The 13,783-nt window shown below is 64.9% G+C and carries 13 protein-coding genes; 8 read left to right on the top strand and 5 right to left on the bottom strand.

Features of this window, described 5'->3' with window-relative positions; genetic code table 11:
• Positions 1–266: 266 nt before the first annotated feature.
• Positions 267–521: a hypothetical protein gene (locus IVA96_RS11010; protein WP_247277702.1), complete on the bottom strand. Its 255-nt coding sequence runs from the start codon at positions 519–521 to the stop codon at positions 267–269.
• Between the two features lie 138 nt (positions 522–659).
• On the opposite strand from IVA96_RS11010, the gene IVA96_RS11005 reads away from it, so the two are divergent.
• From IVA96_RS11005 to IVA96_RS10995, 3 genes are read left to right on the top strand one after another with little or no spacing between them, the layout of a single operon-like run.
• Positions 660–2,741: a M3 family metallopeptidase gene (locus IVA96_RS11005; RefSeq protein ID WP_247277701.1), complete on the top strand. Its 2,082-nt coding sequence runs from the start codon at positions 660–662 to the stop codon at positions 2,739–2,741.
• On the top strand, positions 2,741–3,379 hold the full coding sequence (locus IVA96_RS11000; RefSeq protein ID WP_247277700.1) for a DUF1007 family protein: 639 nt from the start codon (positions 2,741–2,743) through the stop codon (positions 3,377–3,379). The genes IVA96_RS11005 and IVA96_RS11000 overlap by 1 nt, the downstream gene beginning before the upstream one ends.
• Positions 3,376–4,482, top strand: a complete 1,107-nt coding sequence (locus IVA96_RS10995; RefSeq protein ID WP_247277699.1) for a nickel/cobalt transporter — start codon at positions 3,376–3,378, stop codon at positions 4,480–4,482. Before IVA96_RS11000 ends, IVA96_RS10995 begins: the two co-directional genes overlap by 4 nt.
• A 70-nt stretch (positions 4,483–4,552) precedes the next feature.
• Here the strand turns inward: IVA96_RS10995 and IVA96_RS10990 are convergent, their stop codons facing one another.
• On the bottom strand, positions 4,553–4,951 hold the full coding sequence (locus IVA96_RS10990) for an MAPEG family protein (RefSeq protein ID WP_247417132.1): 399 nt from the start codon (positions 4,949–4,951) through the stop codon (positions 4,553–4,555).
• Positions 4,952–5,031: 80 nt separating this feature from the next.
• On the opposite strand from IVA96_RS10990, the gene hemH reads away from it, so the two are divergent.
• From hemH to IVA96_RS10975, 3 genes are all read left to right on the top strand, one after another.
• Complete coding sequence (gene hemH / locus IVA96_RS10985) at positions 5,032–6,069, top strand: ferrochelatase (RefSeq protein ID WP_247277697.1); 1,038 nt, start codon at positions 5,032–5,034, stop codon at positions 6,067–6,069.
• A 219-nt stretch (positions 6,070–6,288) separates the two neighbouring features.
• Positions 6,289–7,290 (top strand): SPFH domain-containing protein, encoded by a 1,002-nt coding sequence (locus IVA96_RS10980; RefSeq protein WP_247277696.1) that lies wholly within the window; start codon positions 6,289–6,291, stop codon positions 7,288–7,290.
• Between the two features lie 16 nt (positions 7,291–7,306).
• Positions 7,307–7,750, top strand: coding sequence for an NfeD family protein (locus IVA96_RS10975; RefSeq protein WP_247277695.1), 444 nt, complete (start codon positions 7,307–7,309; stop codon positions 7,748–7,750).
• Positions 7,751–7,924: 174 nt separating this feature from the next.
• Here the strand turns inward: IVA96_RS10975 and IVA96_RS10970 are convergent, their stop codons facing one another.
• The gene (locus IVA96_RS10970) at positions 7,925–8,248 is read right to left on the bottom strand and encodes a helix-turn-helix domain-containing protein (RefSeq protein ID WP_247277694.1); all 324 of its coding nucleotides are present in this window, start codon (positions 8,246–8,248) and stop codon (positions 7,925–7,927) included.
• An 83-nt stretch (positions 8,249–8,331) separates the two neighbouring features.
• Between IVA96_RS10970 and IVA96_RS10965 the strand changes: the two genes are divergently transcribed.
• Positions 8,332–8,883: a carboxymuconolactone decarboxylase family protein gene (locus IVA96_RS10965; RefSeq protein WP_247277761.1), complete on the top strand. Its 552-nt coding sequence runs from the start codon at positions 8,332–8,334 to the stop codon at positions 8,881–8,883.
• 159 nt (positions 8,884–9,042) lie between these two features.
• Here the strand turns inward: IVA96_RS10965 and IVA96_RS10960 are convergent, their stop codons facing one another.
• A complete protein-coding gene (locus IVA96_RS10960) occupies positions 9,043–10,050 on the bottom strand; it encodes a KpsF/GutQ family sugar-phosphate isomerase (protein WP_247277693.1) in 1,008 nt (335 codons plus the stop codon).
• Positions 10,051–10,242: 192 nt separating this feature from the next.
• On the opposite strand from IVA96_RS10960, the gene IVA96_RS10955 reads away from it, so the two are divergent.
• Entirely contained in the window at positions 10,243–11,997 is a 1,755-nt protein-coding gene (locus tag IVA96_RS10955; RefSeq protein WP_247277692.1) for an outer membrane beta-barrel protein, read from the top strand.
• 201 nt (positions 11,998–12,198) lie between these two features.
• On the opposite strand, the gene IVA96_RS10950 is transcribed toward IVA96_RS10955, so the two are convergent.
• Positions 12,199–13,650, bottom strand: a complete 1,452-nt coding sequence (locus IVA96_RS10950) for a glutamate synthase subunit beta (protein WP_247277691.1) — start codon at positions 13,648–13,650, stop codon at positions 12,199–12,201.
• Between the last annotated feature and the right edge of the window lie 133 nt (positions 13,651–13,783).

The following is a 13,783-nucleotide window of genomic DNA, read 5'->3' as shown; positions in this document are numbered from 1 at the left end:
ACGTCCGAAGAGCCCCTCGGCTTCTTCACCCCTTGGCGGCTGTCCGGCCTCTTGTCCGGATACCTACCGACTGACACACGACCACAGGCACGTGCGAAATTGGGCAAGTCCGCACATAAGCGTTTTGAATCGGCTTCGCAAGAATTTTTTTAGGCTGAGAACAGAATTGCCTAACATCTACTTGCGCAGTGCTGCGCGAGCGACGCGGAAGATGAACACGTGTTAAGTTTTCTGTGCCGCGCGCGCGTGTCTGTCGCGCGCGAGCTTCAGCGGCGCGTCGTGAACGGCTCGATGCGCTGAGCTGTGCGGATGAACGCGGTCATCACCAGCACGCCGAGTGCGAACAGCACGGCCTGGAGGATGTGCGCGCCCTGGTCGCCGAGCCCGAACAGGATCGCGAGCGCCCAGCCGCCGGCAAACGCCGCGCCGAACACCTCCGCGCCGATCAGGATGGCGGCGCTGATAACGGTGATGACGCTCGGCCAGGCGATCTGGCGGGAAGAGGAGGCAGGCGCGTTCATGAGTTCAGGGACCCCGTGTCTTCGAGGGCCGCAATCTCCCCGAAAAGGCGGTCGGGAGCAAGGGCAAACGGCCCAAAAAAGCCCCATCGCGTGCTATAGCTGGCCACAACAAATTCGGCTCAAAAACCGGGACTTGTGATGTCAGAACTCCGCCAAATTACGGATGCCGAGACCAACCCGCTCCTGAAGGCCTGGGTGACGCCGTTCGCGACCCCGCCTTTCGACGAGATCAAGCCGGAGCATTTCCTGCCCGCCTTCGAGCAGGCCTTCGCCGACCATGCCGCCGAGATCGCGGCGATCACCAACGATCCGGCCGCCCCCGACTTCGCCAACACCATCACGGCGCTGGAGCGCTCGGGCAAGCTCTTGAACAAGGTCGCGGCGGTTTTCTACGACCTCGTCTCGGCGCATTCCAACCCGGCCATCCTGGAGATCGACAAGGAAGTCTCCTTGCGGATGGCGCGGCACTGGAATCCGATCATGATGAACGCCGTGCTGTTTGGCCGCATCGCCCAGCTGCACGAGAACCGCGCCAATCTCGGTCTCACGCCCGAGCAGCTGCGCCTCCTGGAGCGCACCTACACCCGCTTCCACCGCTCCGGCGCCGGCCTCTCCGACGAGGCCAAGACGCGGATGGCAGAGATCAACGAGAGGCTCGCCCAGCTCGGCACCAGCTTCAGCCATCACCTGCTCGGCGACGAGCAGGACTGGTTCCTGGAGCTCGGGGAGGCGGACCGCGAGGGCCTGCCGGAGAGCTTCGTCGCCGGCGCCAAAGCTGCGGCAGAAGAGCGCGGCATGGAAGGCAAGGCCATCGTCACGCTGTCACGCTCCTCGGTCGAATCGTTCCTGAAGAGCTCGGCGCGGCGCGACCTGCGCGAGAAGGTCTACAAGGCCTTCATCGCGCGGGGCGACAACGGCAATTCCAACGACAACAACGCAACCATCGTCGAGATCCTGAAGCTGCGCGAAGAGAGCGCCAAGCTGTTGGGCTACCCGACCTTCGCCGCGTATCGACTCGAAGACTCCATGGCCAAGACGCCGGAAGCGGTGCGGAGCCTATTGGAGCGGGTCTGGACGCCGGCGAGGGCGCGCGCGCTCGCCGACCGCGACGACATGCAGGCATTGATCACGGCCGAAGGCGGCAACTTCAAGCTCGCCCCCTGGGACTGGCGCTTCTACGCCGAGAAGCTGCGTCTTCAGCGTGCCAATTTCGATGACGCTGCGATCAAGCCGTATCTTTCGCTCGACAACATGATCGCCGCCGCCTTCGACTGCGCCACGCGCCTGTTCGGCATCACCTTCGAGGAGCGCAGCGACGTTCCGGTCTGGCACCCGGACGTCCGGGTTTGGGAGGTGAAGGGCAAGGACGGCAAGCACAAGGCGCTGTTCTATGGCGACTACTTCGCCCGGCCCTCGAAGCGCTCCGGCGCCTGGATGACTTCGCTGCGCGATCAGCAGAAGCTCGACGGCGAGGTCGCGCCGCTGGTTCTCAATATCTGCAATTTTGCCAAGGGAGCCGGGGGCGAGCCTTCGCTGCTGTCGCCCGACGACGCCCGCACCCTGTTCCACGAATTCGGCCACGGCCTGCACGGCATGCTCTCCCACGTCACCTATCCTTCGCTGTCGGGCACCTCCGTGTTCACCGATTTCGTCGAGCTGCCGTCTCAGCTCTACGAGCACTGGCAGGAGCGGCCCGAGGTGCTGCAAAAGTTCGCGCGCCACTACCAGACCGGCGAGCCGCTGCCGGACGACCTCCTGCAACGCTTCCTTGCTGCGCGAAAATTCAACCAGGGTTTTGCCACGGTCGAGTTCGTCTCCTCGGCGCTGATCGACCTCGAATTCCACACTCAGCCGGCTTCCGCCGCGCAGGACGTGCGCGCCTTCGAGAGACGCGAGCTGGAGAAGATCGGCATGCCCGAGGAGATCGCGCTGCGTCACCGGCCCACGCAATTCGGCCACATCTTCACCGGCGATCATTATGCCGCCGGCTATTACAGCTACATGTGGTCGGAGGTGATGGACGCCGACGCTTTCGGCGCGTTTGAGGAGGCCGGCGACATCTTCGATCCTTCGGTCGCCAAGCGCCTGCATGACGACATCTACGCCTCGGGCGGATCGGTCGATCCGGAAGCCGCCTACGAGGCCTTCCGCGGCCGCCCGCCGGAGCCGGACGCGCTGCTGCGCCGGCGCGGCCTGCTCTACGCCGCGAAGGCGGCGTGATGGGCATGCGCATCCTTCTCGGTCTGCTGCTCGCCGCCGGCCTGTCGCTCGCAGCGGGGCCGGCGCGCGCGCATCCGCATGTCTGGATCACCGCGACCAGCGAGTTGCTCTACGCGGCCGACGGCACCATCACCGGCGTGCGCCACGCCTGGACCTTTGACGACATGTTCTCGGCCTATGCGGTGCAGGGGCTCGAGAGCAAGACCAAGGGCGCCTATACGCGCGAGGAGCTAACGCCGCTGGCGCAGACCAATGTCGAGTCGCTGAAGGAATACGCCTACTTCACCTTCGCGAAGGCCGACGGCAAGAAGGAACGGTTCCAGGAGCCGGTCGACTACTTCCTCGACTACAAGGATACGGTGCTGACCCTGCACTTCACCTTACCGCTGAAGAACCCCGTCAAGCCCAGGCAGCTGGTGCTCGAAGTATTCGACCGCTCCTTCTTCATCGACTTCCAGATGGCCAAGGACAATCCGGTCAAGCTGGTCGGCGCGCCCGCCGGCTGCCAGATGAAGCTGGAGCGACCGAACGACGGCACCGCGAGTGCGCAGAAGCTCAACGAGCAGACCTTCCTCAATGGCGAGAATTCAAACTTCGGCATGATGTTCGCCAACAAGATCATGGTGGATTGCCCTTGAAGTCGCAACTCTCCGGGTTCGCGCTCGGGCTTCTCACTTGCGCCGCCGTTCTGCTGGTCGTGTCCGTGGCCGACGCCGCGCTCCACGATCTCCTCGCGCAGAATCCGTTCGGCGCGCCGCGCGCCCAGCAGGCGGCGGAGCCTGAAGCCAGCGGCCTCATCGGCTGGCTGTTGGCAAAACAGTCGGAGTTCTATCGCCAGATGTCGGCGACCATCCGCGCCGCGAAGTCCGACGGCTCGGCGGTGTGGACGCTGCTCTTTATCTCGTTTGCCTATGGCATCTTTCACGCCGCCGGCCCCGGCCACGGCAAGGCGGTGATTGCCTCTTATCTCGTCGCCAACCGCGAGACTGCGCGGCGCGGCATCGCGCTGTCGTTCGCCTCCGCGCTGATGCAGTCGCTGGTGGCGATCCTGATCGTCGGCATCTCCGCCTGGATCCTGAATGCGACCGCCAAGACCATGTGCAAGGCCGAAGGCGCGATCGAGATCGCGAGCTATGCCCTGATTGCGCTGTTCGGTCTGCGCCTGGTCTGGGTGAAAGGCGGCGCCTTCATCCGCGCGCTTCAGGTAGCCCAGCCGGTGCCAGCGATGGCAGGCGTGCCGCATGACCATGACCACGGCCATGATGCGGATGATCATCATGGCCACGATCATGATCACCATCACGGTCACAGCCACGCTCGCCATGAGCATGGGCATGGCCACGTCCATGACGAGCACTGCGGTCATTCCCACGGGCCTGCTCCGAGCGAGCTCGCCGGCCCCGGCGGCTGGCGGCGCGGCTTTGCCGCGATCCTCGCCGTCGGTATCCGCCCGTGCTCGGGGGCGATCCTGGTTCTGGTGTTCGCGCTGGCGCAGGGCCTGTTCTGGGCCGGCATCGCCGCGACCCTCCTGATGGGACTGGGCACCGCGATCACGGTCGCGTCCATCGCGGTCGTCGCCGTGTCCGCCAAGGACATCGCGCAGCGCCTCAGCGCAAGACGCGACGGGGGCGGCGCCCTCGTCATGCGCGGCATCGAGTTCGGCGCCGCTGGCCTGGTATTGCTATTCGGCGTCGGCCTGCTGTTCGGCTACATCGCCGCTGAACGGACAACCTGTTTTTAAGCCGCGCTCGCGGGCCCCGGCTCTGCGGAGCAGCGCACAGGGCGCTGCACCGCGTGCGGGGCACGGCACCTTAAACCGGCAGAAACCGCTTCAAGGCCGGCATGAAGAAGATCCCGAGATCGATCGCAAAGCCGATGCTCCAGAGGATCGAGCGCAGCGTCGGGCGGTTGCCGAGATAGGTCAGCACATAGGCGATCCGCACGATCAGGAACAGTGCCGCGAGCTCGTCGATCAGCCGCTGCGGCGAATCCCGGAATTCGGCGAGCAGCACCGCGAAGGCGAAAAACGGGAAGGTCTCGATGCCGTTCAGGTGCGCGCCGAGCGCGCGCTGCGCGAGGGCGTCATCGAAGAAGGCGGGGTCGCGCGGCTGGGAATTGTCGAACGTGCGAAACCTGGCCCATTTGATCGAGACGATCGTTGCAAGGTAAAGCAGCAGCGCTCCCAGGACGCACCATTCCGCGAGTGTCATCTTCCCTCCCGCTTGGGTGCAACCGTAGCCAAATCGGCCTCATCTTGACAAGTTCGGAGCAACGCGCGACCCACGGAGCCATGACCAGCGTCGTTCCCATCGACAGCGCGAAACCGGCAGCTCAATCCGCTCTGCCCCGCGTTGGCGTGCTTCTGATCAACCTTGGAACGCCCGATACTGCTGACGCGCCCGGCGTGCGGGTCTATCTGAAGGAGTTCCTCTCGGATGCCCGCGTCATCGAGGACCAGGGCTTGGTCTGGAAGCTCGTGTTGAACGGGATCATCCTGCGCAGCCGCCCCCGCACCAAGGCGCTGGACTACCGCAAGATCTGGAACAACGAGCGGGACGAGTCGCCGCTAAAGACCATCACGCGCTCGCAGGCCGACAAGCTCGCGATCGCGCTGTCGGATCGCAGTCATGTCGTCGTGGACTGGGCGATGCGCTACGGCAACCCGTCGATCCAGGCGGGCATCGACGCGCTGATCGCAAAAGGCTGCGAGCGCATCCTCGCCGTCCCGCTCTATCCGCAATATTCCGCCTCGACCTCGGCAACCGTCTGCGACGAGGTGTTCCGCGTGCTCGCCCGCCTGCGGGCGCAGCCGACGCTGCGGGTGACGCCGCCTTACTACCAGGATGCGGCCTATATCGAGGCGCTCGCGACCTCGATCCAGACGCATCTGGCGAGCCTGCCGTTCAAGCCGGATCTGATTGTGGCATCCTTCCACGGCATGCCGAAATCCTATGTCGACAAGGGTGATCCATACCAGAACCACTGCATCGCCACGATCGAGGCGCTGCGCCGCCGGCTCGGCATGAACGAGACAACGCTGCTGCTGACCTTCCAGTCGCGCTTCGGCAATGACGAGTGGCTTCAGCCGTATACGGACAAGACCATGGAGCGTTTGGCGAAAGACGGCGTGCGCCGCATCGCGGTGGTGACCCCGGGCTTTGCCGCCGATTGCCTGGAGACGCTGGAGGAAATCGCGCAGGAGAATGCCGAGATCTTCAAACATAATGGCGGCGAGCAGTTTTCCGCGATCCCCTGCCTCAACGACAGCGAACCCGGCATGGACGTGATCCGCTCCCTGGTGCTGCGCGAGCTTCAGGGCTGGATCTGACGTTTACGATGGGGCGGCAAATCTAACGTTTGGCGCTAGGTCCGCGCCGGCATCCTTTCAAGAGCGTTCTCGCAAACACATAATCCTTGCCATTCCCCTTCCGTACGCCTTGTGCAGAATCGCGCCGGTACCGACGTTAGTCGCGACCGCTGAACCGATAGGGTTGCGATACCGACCAATGACAGCGCGGGAAAGGGCCTTTTCCCGTTTGGAGGAGATATGAGCGGTTTCGACATTTTCGCGATTGTTCTGGTGTTGCTCGTCATCGTCACGCTGGTTGCCGGCGTGAAGACGGTGCCGCAGGGCTATGATTGGACTATCGAACGTTTCGGCAAGTACACGCAGACGCTGAGCCCCGGGCTCAATCTGATCGTGCCCTATTTCGATCGCGTCGGGCGCAAGATCAACATGATGGAGCAGGTGATCGACATTCCCGAGCAGGAGGTGATCACCAAGGACAACGCTACGGTGACGGTGGACGGCGTCGCCTTCTATCAGGTGTTCGACGCCGCGAAAGCGAGCTACGAGGTTTCCAACCTCACCCAGGCCATTACCGTCTTGACCATGACCAACATCCGCTCGGTGATGGGGGCTATGGATCTCGATCAGGTGCTTTCGCACCGCGACGAGATCAACGAGCGCCTGCTCCGCGTCGTCGATGCCGCGGTCTCGCCCTGGGGTCTCAAGGTCAACCGCATCGAGATCAAGGACATCGTGCCGCCGGCCGATCTCGTCGAGGCCATGGGCCGGCAGATGAAGGCCGAGCGCGTCAAGCGCGCCGACATTCTCGCCGCCGAAGGCCAGCGCCAGTCGGAAATCCTGCGCGCCGAGGGCGCCAAGCAGGGCCAGATCCTCCAGGCCGAAGGCCGCAAGGAAGCTGCGTTCCGCGACGCCGAGGCCCGCGAGCGGTCGGCTGAGGCCGAGGCCAAGGCAACCCAGATGGTCAGCGAAGCGATTTCGAAGGGCGATGTCGCCGCGCTGAACTATTTCATCGCCGACAAGTATATCAAGGCGTTCGGGCAATTGGCCGATTCGCCAAACCAGAAGGTCATCATGCTTCCGGTCGAAGCGATGAGCATGCTGGGTTCGCTCGCCGGCATCGGCGAGATCGCCAAGGCGACGTTCGGCGAGAGCGCCGCGTCCGCTGCGCTCGCTCGCCGTCCCGGCTCGGTGCCGCCGACCGGTGGCACGCCGCCGGCGGTGCCGCCGCGGCAGGGATAATCAAAGAGGTCGTATCATGGCCGACATGTTGGTATCGCTCGGCACCTGGAATTGGCTGATCTTCGGCTTCATCCTGATGGCGCTGGAGGTGCTGGCGCCGGGCATCTTCCTGTTCTGGCTCGGGCTCGCCGCGCTGCTGGTCGGCCTGATCTCGTTCACTGTCGCCGTGTCCTGGCAGATCCAGCTCGTGATGTTCGCAGTCTTCGCTGCCGCCGCCGTGCCGGTGTGGCGCCGCCTGGCTCGGCCGAAGCCGGACGCCAGCGCCGGCCCCTTCCTCAACAAGCGCACCGAGGCGCTGTTAGGGCGCGAGTTCACGCTGGAGAAACCGATCATTGACGGCGCAGGCACCGTCCGCATCGGCGACACGGTGTGGCGCGTGGCTGGGCCCGATACGCCGGCGGGGACGCGCGTGAAGGTAGTGCAGGTCGACGGCGCGAATCTTACTGTGGCCGCGGCGTAGCTTCCTTACCTCTCCTGGAGGGGGAGGGTCGATCGCGCGCAGCGCGAGCGGGGTGGGCTGATCTCTCCACTCGGGCACTGCCCCCGTGGAGGAACTGTCACCCTGCCCCGCTACGCATTTCGCGGCACTGCATGCGTAGCGACCCTCCCCCTCCAGGGAGGGTAAACAAGAGCGCTACCTTTTCCATCGCTCGGCAAATCGGTGCAATGGCATGAATGTCTCGCACAGCTCGCGTCCGTGCGGCGTCAATGCGTAACCTCCGCCTTCGCCAAGCTCGACGAATCCCGCTGCACGCAGCTCCGTCAGCCGCGCCTGCAGCACCGTCGGCGAGGCTTCGTCGCAGGCGCTGCGCAGCGCGCGCGAGGTGAGGGGCTCGCCGCGCAACTCCCACAATATCCGCAGGCTCCAGCGCCGGCCGAGCAGGTCCAGCAGCGCCATGATCGGCCGCCCGGTGCGCGAGCCGCGGACGCGGCGTTCTGATGCTGGCTGCTTTGCCATATCGGCCTCTTGCGTAGCGCTACAGATAATGTAGCGTATTGCTACGATAATTGTAGCAACGGAAGCAGTCCATGTCTTCTGCCATGTCACCCTCCTCGCCGCGTATCGCGCCCCTCGATCCGCCTTATCCCCCGGAGATCCAGGCGCAGTTCGACCGCATCATGCGCGGCGCACCGCCCCTGGTGCTGTTCAGGGTGATGGCAAGCCACAGCCGCGCCTGGGACAAATTTCGCGCCGGCGGCCTGCTCGATCCCGGCCCGCTGTCCCTCCGCCAGCGCGAGATCATCATCGACCGCACCTGCGCGCTGAACGAATGCGAGTATGAATGGGGGGTGCATGTCGCCATCTTTGCCGGGCCGGCAAAGCTCATGGAGGATGAAGTGCGTGCGACGGTGCTGGGCGATGCCATGTCACCGTGCTGGTCGCCGGCCGAGCAGGCGCTGATTGCGGCCGTCGACGCGCTGCATCATCGTGCGACGCTTGATGACGAGGAGTTCGCCGCGCTGTCCGCGCATTACGACGAGGCGCAGATCCTGGAAATCATGCTGTTGTGCGGCTTCTATCGCACGGTGTCGTATCTGGCGAACGGGCTGCGCTTGCCGCTGGAGGAGAACGCGGCGCGGTTTCCGGCGTAGGTCTCTCCGCCGTCATTGCGCGCCACACCCTCGGTGTCATTCCGGGGCACGCGAAGCGTGAACCCGGAATCCATTGGGCAGAGATCTCGGAGATGAATGGATTCCGGGTTCGCGCCCAAACGGGCGCGCCCCGGAATGACACCCTGGAGTGTGTGCGCCTTACGCGACGCCCGCCCGCAACAGATCGTGCAGATGCACGATGCCGACCACCTTGCCCGCTTCGGTCACGACCAGCGTTGTGATCTTGCGTGTGTTCAGCACCTCGATCATCTCGGTCGCGAGCATCGACGGCGGCACCGTCTTCGGTTCAGTGGTCATAATCTCGTCGACCGACGCAGCCAGCAGGTCGGGCCGCATGTGGCGGCGCAGGTCGCCGTCCGTGATGATGCCGACGGCCTCATCCGCATCATTGACGATACAGACGCAGCCAAGCCCCTTGGCTGACATCTCGACCACGGCCTCCGACATCTTGGTGCCGAGCGGCTTGACCGGAATTTCCGTGCCGGTGCGCATGTAGTCACGGACGAATTTCAGCATCGCCCCCAGCTTTCCGCCGGGGTGGAAATGCGCGAACTCCAGCGCGGTGAAGCCCCGGCCTTCGAGCAGCGCGATCGCGATGGCATCGCCAATCGCCGCCTGCATCAGCGTCGAGGTGGTCGGCGCCAGATTGTGCGGGCAGGCTTCGCGTGCCTTCGGCAACTCGATCACGATGTCGGCGGCCTGGCCCAGTGAGGACGCCGCGCTCGACGTCACTGCGATCATGGGAATCGCAAAGCGCGCCGAATAATTCACGAGGTTCTTCATCTCCGGCTGCTCGCCTGACCAGGACAGCGCCATGATGACGTCGTCGGACGTGATCATGCCGAGATCGCCATGGCCGGCCTCGGCCGCGTGCACGAAGAAGGCGGGGGTGCCGGTCGAGGCCAGCGTCGCCGCGATCTTGCGGCCCATATGGCCTGATTTGCCGAGTCCGGTGACGATGACGCGACCCTTGGCGTTGCGGATCAGGTCCACCGCTCTCGCAAATGTCGCACCCAGCGGGCCGCGCAAGGCGGCGGCGAGCGCGTTGATGCCGCCGCTCTCCGTCTCCAGCGTGCGGAGCGCGGATTCGACGCTATCAGCAATGGAGCCGGATGATGCGGTCATCAGCGGTTTCGAACTCGGCATGTTCAGGTCCAGGGAGGAGGAGCGTTCGCCCGTTGGCACCTGCTTAGCACGCCCGGGCAGGCGAGGCGACGCGCCGGCCAAATCCCTCAACTGGTCATTAACCATAATTGTTTTAACTCCATTAACGATGGTTCCCGCCAAGCGGTGGGAGCTCGTCGTGAAAGTATTTGATTTCGTTGGAGTTCTTCCATCGTGGGGTCGCCTCCAGGCACTGGCCGGAGCAAACGCGCGCATTTCCTGCGCGCCGTATTGCCGTGCCTGATGCTGACGGCCCTCGAGAGTGCACCGGCTCTGGCCCAGAGCCTCACGCCTGATCTGTTCAATCCCAACCGCGGCGGCTTCGCCGCGCCCGAGACGCTGCCGACACGGCGCACCGCCGGCGTGCCGCAGGCGCCTTCGGACGCGCTGCCGACGCTGCCCGATCCCAACGATCCGCGCAGGCGCCAGCAGCCCCCGGCGATCTCGCGCGCCGGCCAAAGCCCGGCCGGTCAGGTCCCGACCTACGGCCTGCCCGCGGCCAACGTCGCGAGCGGCTCCGGCTACGATTCGCTCAACCGCAAGCGGCAGCAGCCAAAACTCTATCCCGGACAGCCGAAGCCGAAGCGCCCCGCCGGCCCCGACTCAAAGGTAGCGCCGGCAACGCCGGAGCGGACGCTCGGCCCGCCGCGCATCGCGCCGCCACCCTCCGAAACCGCGCACAGGACGCCAGTGCCGCCGGCGATGGCCGGCAACGTGCCCGGCCAGCCGCTGCGCCGCCGCCTCAAGCTGGACGAGGATCCGTTCGGCGCGGTGGGCGACTATGCCGGCAGCTTCCTGATCAAGGGCGGGCTCGAGCTCTCCGCCGGCTACGATACAAATCCCGCGCGTCTCAACAGGCCTGTCGGTTCGCCGGCCTATGTGGTCGCGCCTGATCTCCTTGTAGTGTCCGATTGGGAGCGCCACGCGCTGGTCGCCGATCTGCGCGGCTCGTTCTCGGGCTACACCAACAACATGCCGGCGACCATCAACGGCTTCGCCTCGCCGTCGCCGGTCGAGGTCGATCGCCCCGATTTCACCGGCCATGTCGACGGCCGCCTCGACGTCACCCGCGATTTCAAGTTGACCTCGCAGCTCCGCCTGCGGCTCGCCACCGACAATCCCGGCAGCCCGAACGTGCAGGCAGGTCTTCAGAAATTTCCGGTCTACGCCGCCTATGGCGCGACCGTCGGCTTCGACCAGACCTTCAACCGTTTCCAGGTCGCCGCCGGCGCCACCGTCGATCGTACGGCCTACACCGATTCAAAGCTCATCGACGGCTCGACCTTTGCCAATACCGACCGCGAGTTCAACCAATATGGCGGCGTGGGCCGGTTCTCCTACGATCTGAAGCCGGGCCTCAAGCCCTTCCTGGAAATCCAGGGCGACACCCGCGTGCACGACCAGGCCGCCGACCGCAACGGCTACTTCCGCGATTCAAACGGCGGCTATGCCAAGGTCGGCTCCTCCTTCGAGTTCTCGCGCATCCTCACCGGCGAGATCTCGATCGGCTATTCCGCGCGCAACTATGTCGACCCGCGCCTCAGCCAGCTCGCGGGCTTCCTCACCACGGGCTCGCTGATCTGGAATGCGAGCGGCCTGACGACCGTGAAGTTCTTCACCGACACGCAGATCGCCGAGACCACGATCCCGGGCTCTTCCGGCGTCCTGGTGCGCACCTATTCGGCCGAAGTCGACCACGACTTCCGCCGCTGGCTCACCGCCGTGGGCAAGTTCACCTACGGCACGCTCGACTACCAGAACCAGAATCGCAACGACAAGACTTACTCGCTCGAAAGCAATCTGATCTACAAGCTCAACCGCAACATCTGGATCAAGGGCACGCTGCGCCACGACATCCTGGATTCGAACGTCGCGGGGGCGAGCTCGTCGGGGACGGTGGTGATGCTGGGGGTGAGGTTGCAGAATTAGGTAAGACGGGGCGCGTCGTTCGAGGCTACGCTATCTCGTCCCCACTCCGCTGTCATGCCCCGCGCAGGCGGGGGCATCCAGTACGCCGCGGCGGATGTGGTGAGTGCGTGCCCTCTAAGGAGAGCCTCTGGAATACTGGATCGTCCGCCTCCGCGGACGATGACAGCGTCATTTGAAGCTTGGCTGCTGCGCGAGCCGCGACTACCGCGGCAGATCCGTCTTCCCCATCAGGAACGTATCGATCGACCGGGCGCACAGCCGGCCCTCGCGGATCGCCCAGACCACCAGCGATTGGCCGCGGCGCATGTCGCCGGCGGTGAACACGTTCGGGCGCGAGGTCTGGTAGTCCAGCGTGTTAGCCTTGACGTTGCCGCGACCGTCGAGCTCGACCGCGAGCAGGTTCAAGAGGCCCTCGTGCACGGGATGCACAAAGCCCATCGCGAGCAGGACGAGCTCGGCATCGAGCACGAACTCCGTGCCGGCAATCGGTTTGAACTTGTCGTCGACGCGCACGCAGTGCAGCTTCTTGACCTTGCCGTTCTCGCCCGAGAACTTCTGCGTCAGCACGGCGTATTCGCGGATCGCGCCTTCGGCCTGGCTGGAAGAGGTGCGCATCTTCAGCGGCCAGTTCGGCCAGGTCAGGCCCTTGTTCTCGCGCTCGGGCGGGGCGGGCATGATCTCGAGCTGGGTCACCGAGAGCGCGCCCTGGCGCAGCGAGGTGCCGATGCAGTCAGATCCGGTGTCGCCGCCGCCGATGACGACGACGTGCTTGCCGCCGGCCAGGATCTCCTGGACGCCGCGGAGCGGCTCCTCGGAGACGCGGCGGTTCTGCTGCGGCAGGAAGTCCATCGCGTAGTGAATGCCTTCGAGATCGCGGCCGGGGATCGGCAGGTCGCGCGGAGCTTCGGCGCCGCCGGTCAGCGCGACAGCGTCGTACTCGTTGAGCATCTCGCGCGGATCGACATTGCCGTCGGCGCCGACATGGCTGTTGTAGTGGAAGGTGACGCCTTCGGCTTCCATCTGCTTGACGCGGCGGTCGATGATGCCCTTCTCCATCTTGAAGTCGGGGATGCCGTAGCGGAGCAGGCCGCCGGCCTTGGCGTACTTCTCGAACAGATGCACGTCGTGGCCGGCGCGGGCGAGCTGCTGCGCGCAGGCCATGCCGGCCGGACCCGAGCCGATCACGGCGACCTTCTTGCCAGTCTTGACGGTAGCCACTTCCGGCTTCACCCAGCCATTGTCCCAGGCGCGATCGACGATCGCGCATTCGATGGTCTTGATGGTGACGGGGTTGTCGTCGATGTTGAGCGTGCAGGAGGCTTCACACGGCGCCGGACAGATGCGCCCCGTGAACTCCGGGAAATTGTTGGTCGAGTGCAGGTTGCGCGAGGCTTCTTCCCAGTTGCCCTGGTAAACGAGATCGTTCCAATCCGGGATCTGGTTGTTGACCGGGCAGCCTGGCGTGCCGGGCGCGACCGAGCCTGTGCCGTGACAATAGGGAATGCCGCAGTTCATGCAGCGCGCGGCCTGGTCGCGCACCTCCTTCTCGGAGAGGGGAACGACGAACTCGTGAAAATGCTTCACGCGCTCGGCGACCGGGATGTACTTGCGGTCATGCCGTTCGATTTCAAGAAAACCGGTGATCTTGCCCATTAAACCCGTAGTCCCTGCCGCTTAGTCGTTTGTTCTCTCACTCCTCATCCTGAGGAGCGGCGCCCTTTCGCGCCGCGTCTCGAAGGATGAGGTCCCGGATGGTGGCCTCATGGTTCGAGACGGCGCTTCGCGC

The organism is Bradyrhizobium sp. 159 (assembly GCF_023073795.1).
Classification (GTDB): domain Bacteria; phylum Pseudomonadota; class Alphaproteobacteria; order Rhizobiales; family Xanthobacteraceae; genus Bradyrhizobium.
This window is presented reverse-complemented; position numbering and strand designations above follow the sequence as displayed.